This is a genomic window from Janthinobacterium lyxosi, assembly GCF_051380665.1.
Classification (GTDB): domain Bacteria; phylum Pseudomonadota; class Gammaproteobacteria; order Burkholderiales; family Burkholderiaceae_D; genus Janthinobacterium.
The window spans coordinates 90,112-111,798 of sequence record NZ_JBNYXM010000011.1; the positions used below are offsets into that span (position 1 = coordinate 90,112).

6 protein-coding genes are annotated in these 21,687 nt (G+C 65.5%); 4 read left to right on the plus strand and 2 right to left on the minus strand.

The window, feature by feature from the left end; all coding sequences use genetic code 11:
• Positions 1-302: 302 nt before the first annotated feature.
• Positions 303-3,128 (minus strand): hybrid sensor histidine kinase/response regulator, encoded by a 2,826-nt coding sequence (locus ACQ4WP_RS13880; protein WP_436521479.1) that lies wholly within the window; start codon positions 3,126-3,128, stop codon positions 303-305.
• 231 nt (positions 3,129-3,359) lie between these two features.
• On the opposite strand from ACQ4WP_RS13880, the gene ACQ4WP_RS13885 reads away from it, so the two are divergent.
• Positions 3,360-3,989: a LysE family translocator gene (locus ACQ4WP_RS13885; RefSeq protein WP_436521481.1), complete on the plus strand. Its 630-nt coding sequence runs from the start codon at positions 3,360-3,362 to the stop codon at positions 3,987-3,989.
• On the opposite strand, the gene ACQ4WP_RS13890 is transcribed toward ACQ4WP_RS13885, so the two are convergent.
• Positions 3,952-4,686, minus strand: coding sequence for a YceI family protein (locus ACQ4WP_RS13890; protein WP_436521483.1), 735 nt, complete (start codon positions 4,684-4,686; stop codon positions 3,952-3,954). The genes ACQ4WP_RS13885 and ACQ4WP_RS13890 overlap by 38 nt on opposite strands.
• A gap of 591 nt (positions 4,687-5,277) precedes the next feature.
• Here ACQ4WP_RS13890 and ACQ4WP_RS13895 point away from each other — a divergent pair.
• The 3 genes from ACQ4WP_RS13895 to ACQ4WP_RS13905 are packed head-to-tail and all read left to right on the plus strand — an operon-like array spanning position 5,278 to position 21,366.
• Positions 5,278-16,920 carry a hypothetical protein gene (locus tag ACQ4WP_RS13895; RefSeq protein WP_436521485.1) on the plus strand — a complete coding sequence of 3,881 codons (11,643 nt, stop codon included), beginning with the start codon at positions 5,278-5,280 and terminating at the stop codon, positions 16,918-16,920.
• A 52-nt stretch (positions 16,921-16,972) separates the two neighbouring features.
• On the plus strand, positions 16,973-20,263 hold the full coding sequence (locus ACQ4WP_RS13900; RefSeq protein ID WP_436521487.1) for a hypothetical protein: 3,291 nt from the start codon (positions 16,973-16,975) through the stop codon (positions 20,261-20,263).
• Positions 20,264-20,271: 8 nt separating this feature from the next.
• Positions 20,272-21,366, plus strand: coding sequence for an OmpA family protein (locus ACQ4WP_RS13905; RefSeq protein ID WP_436521489.1), 1,095 nt, complete (start codon positions 20,272-20,274; stop codon positions 21,364-21,366).
• The last annotated feature ends 321 nt before the right edge of the window (positions 21,367-21,687 follow it).

Below are 21,687 nucleotides of genomic sequence, written 5' to 3' on the forward strand. Positions count from 1 at the left end.
CTTGCCCATGCAACGCTTGATGCTGCTGTGTCTTGTCCTTGTCCACCTGCACGCGGGTGCCGCACCGGCCGGGCCGCAGCGCGACAGCGCCAAAGGCTCCATCACGCAGGTCGATCAGCCTTACCTGTTCGTGCACCGCCCGGCGCGTCCGAACGGCACGGCCATCCTGCTGATTTGCGGCGGCGGCTATGCGCATATCGAGGCGGGCAAGGAAGGCGGCGGGGTGGCCGCGCCCTTCCAGACCGCGCGGGCGTGCCCGTCGAGCTGCACCAGTTCCAGAGCGGCGGCCATGGCCAGATACCTCAGCCAGCGGGCTGATCTTCCAGATCCCTGCGCGCCACATCGAGTGCCGCCTGCAACTGCGGCAGGAATGGCTCCACATTATCGAGCTGGCCATTCGAGGCCAGGGCCTCCATCTGGTGGCACAGGCTGTGCAGGGTGGGGCGGCTCAGGTAGCCGGCGCTGCCTTTCAAGGCGTGGAAGGCGGCCGCGGCCGCGCTGGCGTTACCATCGCGCACGGCGTGGCATGCCAGGTCCAGGCGCCGCGGCGCTTCCATCAAAAACGCTTGCGCGATGCGCTGCAAGTGCTGCGGCGACAGGCCTGCCAGCGGCAGGATGTGCACGGGCGCCGTCATGGGATCGGCCGGCGTCGGTGTTTCCGCCTGCGCCGGGGTGCTGGCGTCGTCCAGGCCGAACTGGCGCGCCAGCGTGTCGTCCGCGGTGGGCATGGCTGGCGGCAGTGCGTGGCCGCGTGCCAGCAGCAGATCGATGATGGCGTCGATTTTCCTGAACAACAGCGCTTCGTCGACGGGCTTGCTGAGGAAGTCGTCCATGCCGGCCGCCAAGTAGCGTTGCCGGTCATGTTCGCTGGCGTTGGCCGTCAGCGCGAGGATGGGGATGTGCGCGTCGGGAATGGGGAATCGGCCATTGCCGCCGTCGCGGATCAGGCGCGTGGCCTGTTCGCCATCCATCAGCGGCATGCGGCCATCCATCAGCACGCAGTCGTAGGAACCCGTGCCCAGCGCGTGCAGCGCCTGCTCGCCGTTTTCCACGATGGTCACGTCATGTCCCATGCCTTCGAGCAGGGTGCCGATGATGATCTGGTTGGTGCGCACGTCTTCGGCGCACAGAATGCGCAGGCGGCAGGCGTGGCGCGCGTGGCGCGTTGGCCGGAGCGCGTCGGCCGCCGGCGCGCTGCCGTCCTGCAGCGGCAAGGTGAAATGGAAGCGCGAACCGATGCCGACCCGGCTTTCCACGCCGATCGTGCCTTGCATCAGTTCGACCAGTTCCTTGCAGATGGCCAGGCCCAGGCCCGTGCCGCCGTAGCGGCGCGTGGTGGAATGGTCGGCCTGCTCGAATTTCTGGAACAGGCGTGGCAAGGTGTCCGCGTCGATGCCGGGGCCCGTATCGCTGATGATGAATTCGATGTCGCTGCGGTCATCGCGGCGCGGCGGCGTGCGGGCGCGCCGCACTTCCAGCAGCACTTCGCCATTCGCCGTGAATTTCAGTGCGTTCCCCAGCAGGTTGATGAGGATTTGCCGCAGGCGCGTGGGATCGGCGCGCACGTAGCGCGGCAGGTCCAGCGCCAGTTCGCGGCGCAGCAGCAGGCTCTTCGCGTCGGCCTGGCCCTGCACGATGCCGGCCGCGTCGCCGATCAGCGCCAGCAAGTCGAAGTCCACGGTTTCCAGGGTCAGCTTGCCCGCGTCGATCTTCGAGAAATCGAGGATGTCATTGAGAATGGTCAAGAGCGAGACGCCATTATGCAGGCCAATGCGCAGGTATTCCTGCGTGCGGCCTTTGACGGACTGGTCGCGCAGGGCGAATTTCAGCATGCCGATCACGCCGGCCAGCGGGGTGCGGATGTCGTGGCTCATGGCGGACAGAAAATCGATGCGGTGGCGGCTGACCACTTCCGCGTGCTCCTTGGCCTTCAGCAGGGCGTCGTTGCTGAGGGTCAGCGCCAGGGTCCGTTCCTGCACGCGCTGTTCCAGATTGTTGCGCAGCAGGCGGATCTGGTCGGCCAGGGCAAAGGCCAGCAGCAAGCCGTCGAGCGTGCCGCCGAGCAAGGTTACCAGCTGGGCGTTGGCCACCATGGCCGGCATCAGGCCCAGGTTGGCCGGCAGGATCAGAAAGCCGGGCAGCATCAGGGCGACGAAGGCCAGCACGAAGAAGCGCGCCGGCTGGTAGCCGCGGCACCAGACGACGATGCCGCAGATGAGCGCCAGCAGCATCCAGATGCTGATGGCGATGGTGGCCAGGGTGTGCGCATACGACAGGGCGAAGAAGCAGCTGGGCAAGAGCAGCAGGGGCAGCACCAGGTTGACCTTGCTGATGCGGTACAGCAGGGGCGAGTAGTCGCGCAGGCGCAGGAAATGCGTGTAGAACAGGGTGCTGAAGACGGGCAGCAGGAAAAACGGCACGTAATGCAGCTGCAGCAGGTGCCAGTCAAACAGGTCGGCAAAGACGTGGAAGGTCATGGCCCAGGCCAGGCCATACGTCAGCACGTACAGCGCGTAATAGGCCGAGGCTTTTTCCAGGGTGATGGAAAAGATGAAGAAATTGAACAGGCCCAGCGCCAGCAGGGCGCCGATGGAAGCGACCATCAGGAAATTTTCCTTTGCCACCAGCTTGCGGTAGTCCTGCTGCGTCGTCACGCCGAACAGGGGCGCGCGCGCGTAGTAGGGGCTGGAAAAGCGGATCAGGATGTCATACGTGGCGCCCGGCGCCAGCTGCACGTTCCTGCCGTAGTGCAGTAAATATTCGTGCGGGCGCTGGTAGCCCGTCAGCAAGGTGTGTGGCGCCGCGTGTGGCCCGGGGCCATACACGTAGAGGTCGACCAGGTCGATCAGGGTGTCGTTCGGGTCGAGGACCCAGGCCGCCACGTTGCTGTCGTTGCGCACCTGCGCATGCAGCCAGTAGGCGCCGCCGAACAGGTCGACCTGGTCGGCCGGGCGCTGGCGCGCCAGCCAGGCGGGCAGGGCGGCGCCATCGGCAGGCGCGGCTTCATTTCCGGCGAAAAACAGTTGCCCGCCGCTGCCCAGGTGCTGGATGCCTTGCTTGCTCAGGGCCAATGTGGCTGCCTGCGCCGCGCCCGCCAAGCCCAGCAAGCCGAACAGCAGGCCGAACACAAGCGGCCAGCCGCATAGCCAGGCGCTGACGCGGGAGCAGGAAGCGCTGTGGCGGGATGGGGGCGGGTGAACTGGCATCGATGAGTGTGGTGATGGTCGCGCGGGAATTGGCGGCAACGCCGTTTGCTTTGGAGTACTCATTTTAATCGACTCTCGGTGGCACACGGGTATTCATGTCCTGCCGGCATGGCCCCGCTCCGGTATCATGGCGCCTTTGCCTGCGAGTCCTCCATGCTCAGTCCCGACCAGCTCTTGGCCTTCCTGGCCGCCGCCGTCCTCATTACCGCCAGTCCCGGCCCCGACAACCTGATGGTGCTGGGCGTGGGCATGTCGCGCGGGCGCCGCCAGGGCATGGCGTTCGGCCTGGGCTGCGCCCTTGGCTGCCTCACGCACACGGTGCTGGCGACCATCGGCGTGTCGGCCTTGCTGGCCGCCTCGCCCACCGCATTTACCGCGCTGAAAGTGGCCGGCGGCCTGTACCTGGTGTGGCTGGGCATCGGCGCCTTGCGCAGCCGTGGCGGCGCCAGAGTCGATGGCGCGGCGGCCTTGCCGGACGAAACGCTGCTGCACCTGTTCGGCAAGGGTTTGCTTGCCAACAGTATCAATCCGAAAGTCGTGCTGTTTTTTCTCTCGTTCCTGCCGCAGTTCATCGTCGCGGGCCAGGGCAACGCCAGCTGGCAGACGGCGCAGCTGGGTCTGGTGTTTACGGCGCAGGCTTGCGTGCTGTTCGGCTTGCTCGGCTATTTTTCTGGCGCCGTCGGCCTGTGGCTCAACCGCCGCCCGCGCGCCGGCCTGTGGCTGGACCGGGTGGCCGGCACCATCTTCATCGGCCTGGGCTTGCGCCTGATCCTGGCGCGCTGATGTCTTGCCGGGCGGTAATGCGAAACGCCAGTTCCATCTGATCCTGTACTGCCATGGCGCCGCCCAGGACGGCGAAGGGCACGATGCCGAAGTCGCTCTGTTTTAACAGCAGGCTGCCGCTGGCCTGCAGGACGCGCCCATCGGCCGCTAGCGCTATCTGCACCGGCAGCTGCAGCGTGCGCGTCACGCCATGCACGGTGATATTGGCGTTGAGCACCTCGCCATTGCCGGCGCGCAAGGCCTCGATACGCACCCACGGATAACGCTCGGCCTCGAGCACGCGCAGCAGCATGTTGTGGCGCGTGCCGGCAATGGCGTCCGCCGACGGCGTCGTCGTCAGTCCGGCCGCCTGGCGCAAGCTTTCCTCATCCACACTCATCTCATCCAGCCGGAACTGGAATTGCGCGCGCCCCAGTGCGGGCGCCACTACGCCCTGCAAGGTGCGGCTGGCGATCACGTGGTCATGCCCCAACCGCGCCAGCGCGCCGCCGCGCCGCACGGTGATGGTCAGCAGGGATTCCTGCGGGGCGATGTGCAAGACATGCACGCCCGGCTGCTGCCACAGCGGCGCCTGCATGGCTGGCGCCGCCACTGGCGCGGCTGGCAGCGAGGCGGCGGGCGGCGGGGCGAACGGGGTGCAGGCCGCGAACAAGGTGCAGGCGCAGGCCAGCAGCGCGCGGCGGTGGACATGTGGCATCAATGAGGACTCCTGGCAAAGGGATGGCAACGGTGGTGGCGCAGGGCGCGATGGGGCGATAGTAAGCGATCCGGGCACCGGCGCGATAGGCGGATCGCGTGTGCGCCTTTTTGCAAGACCAATTCGTCTTGCCACATGCCCTGTCTTGCAGGGCAGCAGACGTGAATGCAGTGAGTTGGTATTAAAGCAGGCGCTGGAAAATGACTATGCTGCAACGCAAGATCGAATTATGGAATGCTGGTTATGGAAGGGAAGTGTGTATTGAAATAAATAGTGACAATCAGAATTAATAATTTCTTTTAGAAAACAAACTATGCGTTTGATAGTCTTTCATCATTATGTAAATGATAATTTAAAGATAATGTCGAGCTAGTCAGTATGCGGCAGAAAATAGAATATCAGCGTGACTGCACGATTAATTTGATCAATGTGTTGCGAAATATCAACGAGATAATTTAATTTCTTTGTTGGGAATAAAAAAACCACTGTTGTCGTACGCTTGAACTGTTACTTGTCCATATAATCATGACAAATAAATGTCATTCTCATATTAGTCTGCACCTTGCAGCAGTACATTTCTTAGCGAACAACATGATCAAAACACTACAGGAAACGGCAGGCCGCTCCGGCCGCCATGCAGCTTTTTCGTCCGCCGGGCGCTACATGGGGATGCTGGCCGCGGTTGTCGGCCGCGTCCGCCTACCCCATCTTTCCAAGTGTCATGTTGTGCCGCTGGCGCTCGCTTCCCTGCTGCTGGGTGCCGCCGCGCCTGCCACTGCACAGGTGCTGTGGGAGGATTACCGGGGCATCTCGCGGGTGCCGGCCAATCCGCCCGCGCCCAATTACAACAATGGCTTCAACGCGGGCAGCACTGGCCGGCTCGCCAGTCTGGCGGCGCTGGCCGCCAATCCCGCCGCCAACGCGGCGCGCACGGGCACCTCGGCGCAGCTGGACTGGGCCAATGGCACGGCCGCCAATCCCGCGCAGTTATGCAACCTCGACACGCAGCAAACGTCGGCTGCCTGCCGGGCCTGGATCATGGGTCGCGTGATGTACACGCTGGTGGTGTTTCCGCAGGCGGGAAACTACAAATTCAGCGTCTCGCACGACGACGACGTGAAGGTCGATTTCTCGACCCAGTATTCGACCAATTACCGCAATTCCGTGTACAACGTGGCTGTGGGCAGCGTGGCCGAATATTCGAATAATGAAACGGATTTCCAGAATTTGGCCGGCAATTTCAATAGCGCCACGCCCGGTGGCTGTTATCTGGCCCGCGTCCTGTGGAATAACGTGGGCGGCATCAACTATTTGCACCTGCGCTGGACGCGTCCAGACAATGTGACGGAAATTATTCCTGCGGCGCAATTGCGCGACCCCAGCCTGGCCAGTTCCTATGCCAGTTGCACCAATAGCAAGACCGACCTGGCCGTCGGCAAGGTGGGGCCGGCGCAGTTTTCCGTCGGCAAGCCAATGAGCTATACCATGAAAGTGTGGAACCGCGGCCCGGCCCTCAGCACGGGTGCCACCTTCAACGATGTGTTGCCAGCCAGCTTGAGTAACGTCAGCTGGACTTGTGCCGCCAGCGGCAGCGCTTCCTGCGGCACGAAAACCTCGGGTTCGGGCAGCAACAGCGTCGGTATTACCATGGGCAACCTGCCCGTGAATGCAGCCGTCAGCGACCCCACCACGGGTTCTTACCTGACGGTGACGATCACGGCCACGCCGGGCGACGCCGCCAGCATCGTAAATACGGCGAATGTGACCGTCTCGCCCAATGAAACGGATAGCGATCTCAGCAACAACAGCAGCAGCACCACGGCCACGGTCAGGACGAATACCTTGACGGTGCTCAAGGTACTGGCGCCCGCCAGCGACAGCGGCCTGTTCATCATGAATGCCAATGGCACGGCCGGCGCGCAGGGCGGCAACGGCGCCACTGCCAGCGCCGTGGTGCGCGTGGGCAACCTCGCAACGTTTGCGGAAAGCGCGGGCACGGCCACCATCCTGGCGCAGTACCAGAGCAGCTACAGTTGCGCGCGCACGGATACGGCCGCCGTCATCGGATCGGGCGCGGCCAACGCGGGCAACTTCAGCATGCCCGAGGCGCCCGTCACGTGTACCATCAGCAACCGCCGCCTGCAGGCGGACATGCAAGCCGTCACCACGGTGCCAGCCGGTCCCTACGATGCCGGTGCCCCCGTGACGGTGACGGGCGTGTGCACGAATAACGGTCCCGACAACGCGGCCGCGCCCACCTGCGTGATGAGCGGCTTGCCAGCCGGCGCCACGGCCAGCTGCAGCGCACCCGTGTCGCCCTTCATTCCCGGCTCGCGCATCAATTGCAGTTCCACCTTCAACCTGCCCGCCAGCGGCAGCTTGACGATCACTACCACGGCCGGCGCCACCACGCTGGACCCCATCCCCGCGAATAACGTGGACAGCGACACGCTGGGCATTGTCAGCCCGCTCGTGCGCGTGCAAAAAAGCGTCGACAAGAGCAGCGCCTTCATCGGCGACAGCGTGCAGTGGACCTTGACGGCGAACAATGCCGGCACGGGCGCCACCACGGCGGCCCTGACCCTCACCGATACCCTGCCGGCCAACCTGGCCAGCATCGTCGTCACGCCCACGGCGCCCGCCACTTGCGGGCCAGTGGCCGGCACTACCTTCACGTGCACCGTGCCGGCCGGCCTGGCGCCGGGCGCCAGCGCCCAGGTCAGCATCACTGGCGTGCCGACGGCGGCCGGCAATTTCGTCAACAGCGTGGCGCCGTCCGGCGGCAATGGCGCCAGCTGCGCCACGCTGGCCGCTTGCCAGACCAGCACTGTCGTCAGCAAGGCGCTGGTGGACGTGACCACCACCCTGAACGGCTTTCCCGGTTCGACGAACGCGGGCGATGCCATCAGCGGCAACGTCACCTACCGCAACATGGGACCGGGCACGGCCGAGAACCTGACGTACACGCTGCAGTTGCCGCCAGGCTTGACGGGCGTGTCCGTCACCGGCGTGACGGGCGTGTACAACGCGGGCACGGGCTTCATCGTCCTGTCGGGCTTGCCACCGAATCTGGCGGCCGGGCAGGGCGTCACCTTTAATCTCAGCTATACGCAGCCCGCCTCGAACAGCTCGTTCGTCACCAGCGTGATCGCCACCACCTCGGTCGAAGTGGCCAATGACTTGCCGAATACGGCCACCGTGATGGTGCCGGGGCCGAACGTGCGTGTCACCAAGGTGGCCGACAAGCTGACGGCCAACGTGGGCGAGAACATCACGTGGACGATCACGGCCAGCAATACGGGCAATATCGCCAACCAAGGCCTGGTTTCTCTGGCCGATTTGTTGCCGCCCAAGCTGGTGGTGACGAGCGTGACGGCGGCGCCGGGCGTGACGTGCCCGCCGCTGGCCAGCTGGGTGGCGTCGAGCACCCAGACCTGCACCATCGCCGCCGGCCAGCTGGCGGCCCTCAACGGCAGCCGCAGCGTCACGATCACCGCGCACGCCACGGCGGGCGGCAGCCTGGCGAACCGCATCATGCCGAACGGACCAGACAATCCTGCCTGCGCCACGGCGGAAAACTGCCGCACGGTCACCTCGATCACCAGCCCCAAGGTGACGCTGAAGAAAACTGTCGACCATGCCAGCATCAATATCGGCGCCAGCCTGACCTGGAGCGTCACGGCGACGAATAGCGGCGATGGCGTGAGCACCGCGCCCATCACCCTGACCGATACCTTGCCGGCCAACCTGACCGGCCTGGTGATCACGCCGATCTTGCCGACCACGTGCGCCATACCAGTGGGTAATATCCTCACCTGCACGGTGCCGGCCGGCCTGGCAGCGAATGGCGGCGTCGGCGGCTTCAGCGTCACGGCCCAGCCTGCGGCGGCGGGTACCTACAACAACAGCATCGTGCCGACTGGCGCCGACAACCCTGCCTGCGCCACGCCCGCCGACTGCGCCACCACCAGCACGGTGACCAGCCCCAGCGTGGCCGTGACGAAAGGCGTCGACAAGACCACCGTCAACTTCGGCGACACCATCACCTGGACCCTGAAAGCCGTCAACAGCGGCAGCGGCCCCACGAATGGCCCGATTACCCTGACGGACAGCTTGCCCGCCAACGTGGGCGCGCTGCAGATATTGCCCGTGGCGCCGGCCAGTTGCGGCGTGCCTGTGGGCACCACGCTGACGTGTACCGTGCCGCCAGGGCTGGGCAGTGGCATGCAGGCAACAGTGCTCATCAAGGCCGTGGCGAATGCGCCCGGCAGCGTCGCCAACAGCCTCGTGCCGAGCGGCATCGACAATCCCGCGTGCGCCACGCCGGCCCAGTGCCTGGCCACCACCACCGTTACCAGCCCGAACGTGGCGGTGAAGAAGAGCGTCGACAAGGTCAGCGTCAACGTGGGCGACACGCTCACATGGACCTTGACGGTGAGCAATAGCGGTACGGGCGCCAGCACGGGCGCCGTCACCCTGGCCGACACCTTGCCGGCCGGCCTGGCGAACATCGTCGTCAGCCCGCAGGCGCCCGCCACCTGCGCGCCCGTGGCGGGCCAGAACCTGACGTGCAGCGTGCCGTCTGGCCTGGCCCCCGGCGCCTCGGCGAAGGTCATCGTCAGCGCCACGGCCACCCTGGCTGGCGCCGCCGTCAACAGCGTGCTGCCATCGGGGCCGGACAACCCTGCCTGCGTGCTGCCCGGCGATTGCGGCACCACCACCACGGTGGTCAAGCTGCTGGTCGACGTCACCACCACCCTGAACAATTTCCCGCCGAATACCCTGGCGGGCGACACGATTTCCGGCACCGTCACCTACGCCAATGTGGGACCGGGCCCGGCCGAAGGCGTGACGTACACCCTGCAGCTGACGCCGGGCTTGAGCAACGTCACCTTGACGGGCGCCGTGGGCAGCTACAATCCCGCCACGGGCGTCGTGACCCTCAGCGGCTTGCCCGTGGGCCTGGTGTATGGCCAGAGCACCAGTTTCAACGTCAGTTACACGCAGCCGGCCGACAACCTGTCGATGGTGACGTCGAGCATCGCCACCACCTCGGTGGAGGTGGCAAACCACTTGCCGAATACGGCCATGGCCACCGTGCCCGGTCCCATCATCCGCGTGACGAAACTGGCCGACAAGACGACGGCCAACGTGGGCGAGACGATTACCTGGAGCATCAACGCCACGAATACGGGCAGCCTGGCCAACCTGGGCCTGGTCACCCTGACGGATATCCTGCCCGCCAACGTGGTCGTGCTGTCCGTCACGCCAGGCGCCGGCGTGAGCTGTCCGCCACTGGCCAGCTGGCTGGCCAACAGCGCGCAAGCGTGTACCGTCGCGGCAGGCCAGCTGGCTGCCGTGAATGGCAGCCGCAGCATCGTCATTACAGCCAGGGGCACGGCCGGCGGCAGCCTGGGCAACAAAGTCTTGCCGAGCGGCCCCGATAATCCCGCCTGCGCGCAGGCAGCTTCCTGCCAGACCACCACCACCATCCTCAGCCCGCAAGTGGCCGTGCATAAAAGCGTCGACAAGAGCAATATCAATGTCGGCGATGCGCTGACGTGGACGCTTGCCGTGGCCAATACGGGCACGGGCGCGACCACGGGTGTGGTCACCCTGACCGACACCTTGCCGGCCAACCTGACCCTGTGGCAAGTGCTGCCCGCGTCGCCCGCCACGTGTGCGGTGCCGAGCGGCAACCAACTGGTATGTTCCATTCCAGCCGGCATGGCCGCAGCTTCCACGCTGAATATCGTCGTCAAGGGCGTGGCCAATGCGGCCGGCGCCTATGTCAATACCGTCGTGCCAAGCGGCCCGGACAATCCTGTCTGCCCGCAGCCCGGCGATTGCAGCACCACCAGCACGGCCGTGAAATTGCTGGTCGACGTGACCACCACCCTGAACGGCTTCCCCGGCAGCACGCAAGCGGGCGACACGATCGCCGGCACGGTCAATTTCAGCAATATCGGTCCCGGGCCGGCCGAAGGCGTGACGTACAGCCTGCAGCTGGCGCCCGGACTGGCCGGCGTGAGCATCAACGGCGTGACCGGCAGCTACAACGCAGGCTCCGGCCTGGTGACGTTCAGCGGCGTGCCGGCCACCCTGGCGCAGGGGCAGGGTTTCAGCTTCCAGCTCAGCTACATCCAGCCGGCCAGCAACTTGTCAACCGTGGTCAGCCGCATTGCCACGACGTCGACGGAAGTACCGAACGACCAGCCCAATGTGGCGACCGTCACCATGCCCGGCTCCATCATCCGCGTCAGCAAGACGGCCAACAAGGCCGTGGCGAATGTCGGCGAGGAAATTATCTGGACGATTACGGCCAGCAACACGGGCAGTTTGGCCAACCAGGGCGCCGTGATCCTGACAGATTTGTTGCCGGCCAATATCATCGTCACCAATGTGGCGCCCGACAGTGGCGTGACGTGTCCGCCGCTGGCCAGCTGGGTGGCCAACAGTAGCCAGAGTTGCAGCGTGGCCATCGGCCAGTTGGCAGCCGGCAATGGCCAACGCCAGATCGTGCTGACCGGCAAGGCCAGCGCGGGCGGCACCCTGGCCAACCAGGTCATGCCAAGCGGCCCCGATAATCCAGCCTGCTTCCAGGCCAGCAGCTGCAAGACGCAGACCACCATTACCAGCCCCAGTCTGGCGCTGAGCAAGAGTGTCGACAAGCTGGCGCTGAATATCGGCGACAGCCTGACGTGGACGGTCACCCTGGCCAATAGCGGCACGGGGGCCAGCACGGCCGTCGCCACCATCACCGATACCTTGCCGGCCGGCCTGGCGAATATCGTCGTCACGCCCGCCGCGCCCGTCACTTGCGCGCCGCTGGCCGGCAATGTCCTCACGTGCAGCGTGCCGGCCGGCCTGGCCGCCGGCGCCAATGCCACGCTGCAAGTGACGGCGCGCGCTGCCGTGGCCGGCAGTCTCGTCAATGGCGTCAGCGCCAGCGGCACGGACAATCCTTCCTGCCTGCAGGCGGGCGACTGCCGCACTACCAGCACCGTCAGCGCGCCCTTGCTGAACGCCAGCAAGAGCGTCGACAAGACGGCGGCCAACGTGGGCGACACCCTGACGTGGAGCTTGACCTTGCGCAATACGGGCAGCGGCCCCAGCACGGCCATTGCCACTCTGAGCGATACCTTGCCGGCAGGCCTGGCGAATGTGCAGGTGACGCCGACGGCGCCCGTCACCTGCGCCGCGCCGGCAGGCAATGTCGTGACTTGCAGCGTGCCGGCCGGCCTGGCCGCCGGCGCCAGCGCCAGCGTAAAACTGAGCGCCACGGCCACCCTGTCGGGCAGCCTCGTCAATGCGCTGCTGCCGGGCGGAGGGGATAACCCCGTCTGCGCCGTCCCCGGCGATTGCCAGACCACCACGGTGGTGTCGAAACTGCTGGTCGACGTGACGACCACCCTGAACGGTTTTCCCGCCAGCAGCAACGCGGGCGACGCCATCCGTGGCGTGGTGACGTTTGCCAACGTGGGCCCGGGCGTGGCGGAAACGATGAGCTACAGCCTGCAGCTGGAAGCGGGCCTGAGCGGCGTTTCCCTCAGTCCCGTCAGTGGCGCGCCCGGCATCAGCGGCGTCTACAACAGCGGCACGGGCATGTATGTGCTGAGCGGCTTGCCAGCCACCTTGATCGCCGGCCAGAGCGCGAGCTTCAACCTGTTTTACACGCAGCCGGCCAGCAACAGTTCGCGCATCAGCAGCGTGGTGGGCACCAGTTCCACGGAAATCGTCAACGACTTGCCGAATACGGCGACGACGAACTTGCCGGGTCCCGTAATCCGCGCCAGCAAGACGGTCGACAAGGTGAACGCGGCCGTGGGCGACATCCTGACCTGGACCGTCACGGCGACGAACACGGGCAACTTGCCGAATCAAAACCCGGTCGTCGTCAGCGATGTGCTGCCGGCCAACATCGTCGTGCTTAGCGTGACGCCCGACGCGGGCATGAGCTGCCCGCCGGTCGCCAGCTGGACGGCTGGCAGCGTGCAGGCGTGCACGGTTGCGGCCGGTCAATTGACGGCCGCCAATGGCAGCCGCAAGGTCGTCATCACGGGCCGCGGCGCCGCGGGCGGCAGCTTGTCGAACCGCGTCGTGCCCAGCGGTGGCGACAACCCCGCCTGCGAACAGGCCAGCGCCTGCCAGGCCACGACGACCCTCGTCGCGCCGCAAGTGACGGTGCGCAAGAGCGTCGACAAGAACAATGTCAGCGTGGGCGAGGTGCTGACCTGGACCATTACCGCCAGCAATGGCGGCACGGGCGCGACCAAATCCGCTATCGTGCTGACCGACAACCTGCCAGCCGGCGTCAGCGGCGTGCAAGTGCTGTCCACGCAGTTGGCCACTTGTGCGCCCGTGGCGGGCAATATCGTCACGTGCAGCGTGACGGCCGGCCTGGCGCCGGGCGGACAGGCGCAAGTGGTGCTGCGCGCCACGGCCAGCGCGGCCGGCGTGCTGCAGAACACGGTGTTGCCAAGCGGTCCGGACAATCCTGTCTGCGCGCAGGCGGCGGATTGCAGCACCAGCACCACGGCCATCAAGCTGCTGGTCGACGTGACCACCACACTGAACGGTTTCCCCGGCACTACCAGTGCCGGCGACCAGATCAACGGCATCGTCAGCTTCAGCAATGCCGGTCCCGGCACGGCCGAGAACGTGACGTACAGCCTGAAACTGGCGCAGGGCCTGATGGGCGTGACCCTGAGCGGCGCGGCCGGCAGCTATGACGCCCTCAGCGGCATGCTGACGGTGACGGGCTTGCCCGCCAGCCTGGCGCCCAACGAGCTGCACAGCTTCGGTCTGTCGTATATCCAGCCGGCCAACAACGTCTCGACCATCGTCAGCCTCATCGCCACCAGCTCGACGGAAGTGCAGTACGACTTGCCGAACACGGCCACGGTAACCATGCCGGGCCCCGTGATCCGCGTCAGCAAGACGGCCAACCGCGGCAATGCCAACGTGGGCGACAGCATCATCTGGACCATTACCGCCGTCAACAGCGGCGGCGTGGCCAACCTGGGCGTGGTGACCCTGGCAGACATCCTGCCGCCGAACCTGACGGTGCTGGCGGTCAACGCCGATGCTGGCGTGACCTGCCCGCCGCTGGCGAACTGGGTGGCGAACAGCGTGCAAAGCTGCAGCATTGCTGCCGGTCAATTGGCTGTCGGTAATGGCACGCGCAGCGTGCGCGTGACGGCCACGGGCACGCTGGAAGGCACGCTATCGAACCGCGTGATGCCGAGCGGGCCAGACAATCCAGCCTGCGCGCAGGCAAACAGTTGCGAGTCCGGCATCGTGCTGACGGGACCTAAAGTGGCAGTGCGGAAAAGCGTCAACCGCGCCAGCGCCAATGTGGGCGACACCGTCGTGTGGACCATCACGGCCAGCAATACGGGCAGCGGTCCCACGCGCGCCGACATGACCCTGGTCGATACCTTGCCGGCCGGCCTGACGAATGTGCTGGTCACGCCTGTGCGCGCCACTTGCGCACCCGTGGCCGGCAATGTGCTGAGCTGCAGCGTGCCTGCCGGACTGATCGGCAATGGCGGCGAAGCCAGCGTGGAAGTGTCGGCTACCGTCACCCAGGCGGGCGCGGCGCTCAACCGCGTCGTGCCTTCCGGGCCCGATGCGCCGTTGTGCCTGGCCCCAAGCGATTGCCAGACGACGACCAACGTCACCAGCCCCAGCGTGATGGTGAAGAAAGTGGCGGACAAGGCCAACGCCAGCATCGGCGACACCGTCAGCTGGACCATCACGGCCACCAACAGCGGCAGCGGTGCCACTACGGCAGCCATCACGCTGACGGACGACCTGGCCGCCAGCCTGACGGACATTGTCGTCACGCCCGCCGCGCCCACCACCTGCGCGCCGCTGGCCGCAAATAAACTGGTGTGTACGGTGCCGGCCGGCCTGGCGCCCAATGCCGTGGCCGCCGTCACGCTGAGCGCGAAAGTGGCCGCCAGCGGCACCTTGAGCAACACCATCGTGCCCGCCGGTCCCGACCTGCCACGTTGTGCGCAGGCATCTGACTGCACGGCCGTCACGGAAGTGGCCAACCCGGCCATCGGCGTGGCGTTGGGCGTGGGCAAGGTGGCCCAGCTGTCGGCCAAGGTCTTCAATGTGCCGTACACGGTGGTGATCAGGAATGTGGGCAAGGGCACGGCATCGAACGTGCAGGCGCTCGACAGCCTGCGCGCCGCCTTCCCCGAGCCGGTCACGTGCCGCATCGTTGCGCCACCCGCCGCGCCCGCCATCGGCGGCAGCAGGCAGCTTGCCGTCAACCCTGGCTTCGGCGGTGGCTGCGGCAGCAGCGACCTGCGCTTGCTCAGCGGTGATGCAGCCCTGGGCGAGGGCGAGTTGAGCGTCATCACTTTCACCGTGGAAATCACGGTGCAGGAGACGACTTTGCCGCAGTACAACAACAGCGTGTTTGCCAGCGCCCTGGGCGGCAATGTCGCCAACGCTGGCGGCGCCATCAGCGTTCCGCCGGCCCCGGCTGCGGGCGTCATTGCCGCCAATCCGGCTTATACGCCACCCGTGGGAAGCCTGGTGTTTGACGCTTCCAACAATGGCGGCAGCCATGCAGGCGTCGTGGCCACGGCAGCCGACGTGGCCGCGCTGGCGGAAAAAGTCGATCCCAACCGCAATGGCAATGCCTCCGATACCGTGGGCGGCGTCGCCTTCACGGGCGAAGACACGCCCACGCCCGTGGTGTTGCTGCGGCAAGTGGTCGATGTCATCAAGGCAGTGTCGGCACAGCAGCAAGTCGACGCCAGCAAGTTCGAGATCAGCTACACGGTGCAGGCGGCCAACCGCTATCCTGCCGGCTACCCGACCTCGACCATGGTGCAAGTGGCGGAAAACCTGAAGGCCGTTTTCCCCACGGCGACCAGCGTCACCCTCAAACCGGGCAGCCTGGCCGTCACGGCGCTGCCCGCCAGCGCCACGGCCTGCGCTGCGAACGCCGACTTCAATGGCATCACCGTGTTTGGCTTGCTGAGCGGCAAGGGCGACTTGCAACCGCAGGAAAGCTGTAACATCGTTTTCACCATGCTGGTCGACTTTGGCAGCGTGGTAGCGATTCCCACCGTGCCGCAATTGAACCAGGTGTATGCGAGCACCATGCTGGGCACGGAAACAGGCGGCCGGAACATCGGCCACAGCTACAGCGGCACGGGTACGTCGATGACGCCGGTGGCGCCTGCCGGTGGGCTGGCTCTGGCCAGCTCGGCCGATACCTTGTTGCTGCCGGCCACGCCAGGCGCCACGCCACCGAGCTTTACGCCCGTGGTGTTCAATACGACGGACAAGCCGATGTTGTTGATCAGCAAGAGCGTCAACAAGACCCAGGCCGAGATCGGCGACAGCCTGCAGTACACGATCGAGGTGAAGAACACGGGCGTGGCGACGGCGTTTGGCGTCAGCGTGCTCGATAAACTGCCGGCCGGCTTCCGCTACATCGACGGCACCACCACGCGCAACAACGTGGTGCAGCCTGACCCGGGCGGCAAGCCGGGGCCGCAGCTGAGCTTCAAGCTGGAATCGCTGGCACCGAACGCCAGCGCCAGCTTCCGCTACCGCCTGCGCGTGGGCGTCGGTTCGCTGCAGGGCGATGGCATCAACCGCGCCCAGGCATCGACCACCAACGGCCCGCCCTCGAACGAGGCGCGCGCGAAAGTGAAAGTGACGGGCGGCGTGTTCACCACGGATGCCTGCATCGCCGGCAAGGTGTTTGTCGATTGCAACAACAACCACGTGCAGGATGGCGAGGAACTGGGCATCCCGGGCGTGCGCCTGTACATGGAAGATGGCACGAACTTCACCACGGACGTGGAAGGCAAGTACAGCTATTGCGGCATCACGCCAAACAGCCACGTCATCAAGGTCGATGGCGCTACGTTGCCACGGGCCAGCCGCATGATGGAAGCGTCGAACCGCAACCTGGGCGACCCGCACAGCCTGTTCCTCGATACCAAGAACGGCGAACTGCTGCGCGCCGACTTTATCGAAGGCTCGTGCTCGAATCCCGTGCTGGAGCAAGTCAAGGCGCGCCGCGCGCAGGGCGAGGTGCGCAGCGTGGAAAGGGAGGGCAGGGCGGGGCCGGGACTGAGTTTCAGCAGCCAGCCCGCTAGCGCGCCCGCGCAAGCGACGGACAGCGCCAACCAGCCTGTCGTCGCTCCGCGCGCACCCGCCGCCGCGCCAGCAGCAGGAGGCAGCCATGTGCAATAAGCCTCTTTCACCTCACTTGCCGCTTGCCAATGCTGCTAAAGAGAAACAAGCCATGAAGAGAACTTTCCCCGCGCCCCGGCGCATGGCCGCCGCGCTGGCCCTGCTGGTATTTCCGGCGCTCGGTCACGCGCAGCTTCCCCTGCCCGACAGCGTGGCAGCGCCATCCTTGTTTGCAGGCACGGTGGGCCTTGCCGACTATGCGATCAACCGGGGCGTGGCGCGCATCGCCGTCGAGACGGATGGGAACGGCGTGCCGGCCGATGGCCAGAGCCCCGTCACGGTGACGGTCAGGCTGTATGACGCGCAGGGCAAGCCCTTGACGGGCACGGCGCTGTTGACCATCGAGGCCAGCGGCGGGCGTATCCTGCTGCCCGGCGCCCGCACGGATGAGCTGGGCCCCGAGCGGCGCGACGTGGACAAGGTCACGCCTGGCACGCAGCTGACGGTGGAGAATGGTGTAGCGAGCTTCAGCCTGCTGGCCCCGTCCACGCCACAGGACGTGCTGCTGCGCGTGTCGGCCGGCAGCGTGGCGGCGCAGGGTACGATCAGTTTCCTGCCGGAACTGCGCGACATGCTGGCCGTGGGCTTGATCGACGGCATCATCAGCAAGCGCAGCCTGTCGAGCAGTTCCATTTCGCCATCGCGCTTCAACGATGGTTTCGAGCGCGACATTCAGCGCTGGAGCAGGGCGTTCAACAATGGCAAGGCCAACGTGGCGGGCCGCGCGGCCATGTTCCTGAAAGGGACGATTCTTGGCGACGCCTTGCTGACGGCCGCCTACGACACGGACAAGGATACGCGCGCGCGCCTCTTGCGCGATGTCAATCCGGAAGAGTTTTATCCCGTCTACGGCGACAGTTCCGTGCGCAACTTCGACGCCCGTTCCAGCGACCGCCTGTACGTGCGCATCGACCAGCAGAAAAGCTATGTGCTGTATGGCGATTTTGCCACCGGCGACGGCTTCAGCCAGATGACGGGCGGCGGCGCCGTGGCCAACTTGCAGCAGAGAAAATTGGGCCAGTACAACCGCACGGCCACGGGTGGGCGCGGCCATTACGAACAGGATGGTATCGTCGCCAATGCCTTCGCCATCAACGATAGCCTGAAGCAAGTGGTCGAGGAGTACCGCGCCAATGGCACCTCGGGGCCATTCGCCGTGCGCAACAATAACGCCATCGACAACTCGGAAAAGATCGAGATCGTCGTGCGCGACAAGAACCAGAATGGCAATATCGTGCAGGTGACGCAGCTGCGCCGTTTCGAAGATTACAGCTTCGAGCCGTTCAGCGGGCGCATCCTGTTCAAGCAGGCGATCCCCGCGCTGACGCCGAATGGCGATCCGCAATCGATACGCATCAGCTATGAGGTGGATCAAGGCGGCGAGAAATTCTGGACCCTGGGCGTGGATGGGCAGGTGCAGCTGGGCAAAATGGTGTCCTTGGGCGGCTCGGCCGTGGAAGATAGAAACCCCTTGTCACCGTACAAATTGCACAGCGTCAACGCGGGCTTGCGCTTTGGCGAGCACAGCCTGCTGGTGGTGGAAGTGGCGCGCACCACGTCCACTAGCTACAGCGCGGGCGGCAGCATCTACACGACGCCGTCCGGCCAGGCGGGCGAGTTGCGCGATGAAGTCAGCGGCAATGCGGCCCGGGTCGAGCTGCAGCACAAGGATGAGAAGCTGGAAGCGAAAGCCTTCTGGAGCCGCTCCGACAAGGATTTCAATAACACGGCGGCCGGCATCACTGGCGGACGGGGCGAGGCGGGCGTGAAGGCGGGCTACAAACTCAGTCCCGCAGTCACCGTGTATGGCGAGGCCATCCGCAGCGACGAGCGCAGCACGGACGCGCGCCGCGATGCGCAGCGCCTGGGCGTGGCCTGGAATGCCAGCGAACGGTGGCTGCTCGACGTTTCCGTCCAGCACATGAAGGAGAGCGGCGGCATGCCGTCGACGGCCGGCATTGCGCCCAATACCTCGCCGCTGGGCACGGGTCTCAATCCCACGGGCGGCTTCTTTGGCAACGGCACGGCGAACACGGCCATCGACCCCGTCACGGGCGGCAGCATCACCACGTTTGCGCCCATCAATCCCGGCGCGGGTGCGGGCGCGACGGTGCCGCTGGACGCCACTACCGTGCGCCTGGGGGCGCAATACAAGGCCACGGAGCGCTGGACCCTGAATGGCGACGTGGAAAAGAGCATTTCCGACGCGGACCAGCACCGCTACGGCCTGGGTGCGCAATACCAGCTGGCCGAACGCAGCCGGCTGTACGCGCGCTATGAAAACCAGACGGGGCTGGCGTCCGCGTATTCGCTCAATCCGGCTGACCGCAGCACCAGTTTCGTGGCCGGCGCGGACACGGGTTACATGCCGGGCGGCACTGTATTTGGCGAGTACCGCATGCGCGACGCCATGGATTACAGCCTCAGCAACCAGCGCGACCTGCAACTGGCGTCCGGCTTGCGCAACACGTGGAACCTGGGCGAAGGGCTGGCGGCGAACACGAATGTGGAATATCTGAAAGTCATGAACGGCCAGCAACAACAGGCCGTGGCCGTGGCTGCAGGCTTCGACTATTCGGTCAATCCGCTGTGGCGCGGCTCCGTCAAGCTCGAGTACCGGCGCTTGTTCGACAGCGAAATCGCGCCGGGCGACCAGCGCCAGGATCAATGGCTCAATACCATCGCCTGGGCGCGCAAGCTGAGCCGTGACTGGACTTTGCTTGCACGCAACTACCTGCTGTACACGCGCAACAACGACGATGCCAGTGGCGCGCCCGTGGGCAACGTGCTGCAGGACCGGGCACAGCTGGGCTTTGCCTGGCGCCCCGTGGACGACAACCGTTTCAACGGCCTGGCCCGCTACGAGTACAAGACCGTGCGCGACCAGTCGCAGATCGATGGCGACAATTACCGCGCGCACATCGTTTCCACGCACCTCGATTACCACCCCAGCCGTCCGTGGTGGTTTACGGGCAGGGTCGCCGCCAAGCACAACAACGACAAGAACTTGCCGGTGGGCCAGGAAAAGTACACGGCGTGGCTGTTTTCCGGGCGCACCGTGTACGACATCAGCAAGCACTGGGACATCGGCGTGCTGGCGGCCGTGATGGGCAGCCCGCAAGGAGGTAGCCGCCAGTGGGCCAACGGCGTCGAAGTGGGCTATCTGCTGGCGCAAAACCTGTGGCTGTCGGCCGGCCACAACTGGTCGGGCTTTTCCGACCGCGACCTGACGGGCGCCGACTACACGGCGCGCGGCCCCTACCTGCGCCTGCGCTTCAAGTTCGATGAAAATCTGTTCAAAGGCAAAGACGCCACCATCAACCGTACCCTGGCCCGGCCATGAAAACTACCATGACTCCCTCACTGATACCGACGATGACCCCGATGATGACCCCGATGATGAAACTGATACCGCTCGTCAGCCTGCTGTCCATGGGCCTGGCCCAGGCGGCCACGCCGACCCTGCCAACGGCGCCGCTGGCCATGCCCCAGCTGCGCATCAGCGACCAGGCCGTCTCTGCCGACCAACAGGCTTACCGCCTGCTGCAGGAACGCATCAAGAAGCTCAACGACGGCGGCGTGCGCGTGGGCGACTACTACCTGTCCAAGGCGCAATGCTGGCTCGACGTGTCTTTCCACGAATACACGCGCAACGACCGCTCGGCCTTTCCCCTGCAGGCGCTGCAGGAATCGGCCAAGATCGTTGCCGCGCTGGAAGACGGCAGCACGCCCAATCCCGGCGACGCCACGCCGCTGCTGAACGACGCCACGCGCCTGCGTGACGATCTGTGGGCCAGCTTCGGCAAGCTGCGCGAGTCGCCGGGCTTCGCCTGTGCGGCGCAAAAGGTGGCGTGCGGCGAAGTGGAACTGGTGCATGCTGGCAACGAATACAAGCAGCAGGGATGGCGCCACGCGAACCCGTATGTGCAGCTGGCCGAGGATGCGCAGACGGCAGCCCAGTCCGCCGCAGCCGCGTGCCCGGCCGACAAGCCGAAGCGGGATCCGCAGCCGGAAATCTTGCCGCCACGCATAAAGCATGAACGCATCACGCTCGATATGGATGCCTTGTTCCGCTTCGACAAGGCGGGCGCGGCCGACATGCTGCCGCAGGGCGTCGAGAAAATCCGCGCACTGGCGGCGCGCCTGAAGCATGGCTACGTGCAGATCGATACGCTTTCCGTGACGGGCCACACGGACCGCCTGGGCACGGACAGCTACAACCAGGCCCTGTCCGAACGGCGCGCCTTGACGGTGAAACAGTTGCTGCGCGAGCAAGGCATCGCGAATGTCATCAGCGCGTACGGCAAGGGCAAGGCGGAACCCGTCGCCGCCTGCGAAAAGGTGGTGCCGCGCGGCGCGCTGATCGCCTGTTTGCAGCCGAACCGCCGCGTGGAAATTGAATTGACGGGTATCAAAAGTTCCGCGAAGGAGGGCGGCGCACCTTAGCGTTACGTCATAAGCCGGTCATATGGCGCTGCTATGATGCTCTTGTTGGCACACAGCATGCGGTGCGCAGGTCACTACGCTCCGGGAGCGATAGGATGCAGGCATGACTCAACAGCTTAGCCGGTGAGCTCAACCATCGGCACCAGACAGGCTGGCGCAGCGTGAAATTGCTGCGATGGCAAGGCATGCAGGGTAAAAGCGGGAAAATGAAGGGACTTTAATGAAGTCCTAAGCCTGTGTCAACGAAGGGCTGGCATAGTGGATACATGGCGCACGGAAACCCCGGGCGCAGGGTTGCCGGACACCTCAATGACCGGCACG

Bases quoted from the DNA above. Each gene is read 5' to 3' on its own strand.
- ACQ4WP_RS13900 (WP_436521487.1), top strand. From the start codon at position 16,973: ATGAAGAGAACTTTCCCCGCGCCCCGGCGCATGGCCGCCGCGCTGGCC.
- ACQ4WP_RS13895 (WP_436521485.1), top strand. From the start codon at position 5,278: ATGATCAAAACACTACAGGAAACGGCAGGCCGCTCCGGCCGCCATGCA.
- ACQ4WP_RS13885 (WP_436521481.1), top strand. From the start codon at position 3,360: ATGCTCAGTCCCGACCAGCTCTTGGCCTTCCTGGCCGCCGCCGTCCTC.
- ACQ4WP_RS13905 (WP_436521489.1), top strand. From the start codon at position 20,272: ATGACTCCCTCACTGATACCGACGATGACCCCGATGATGACCCCGATG.
- ACQ4WP_RS13890 (WP_436521483.1), bottom strand. From the start codon at position 4,686: ATGCCACATGTCCACCGCCGCGCGCTGCTGGCCTGCGCCTGCACCTTG.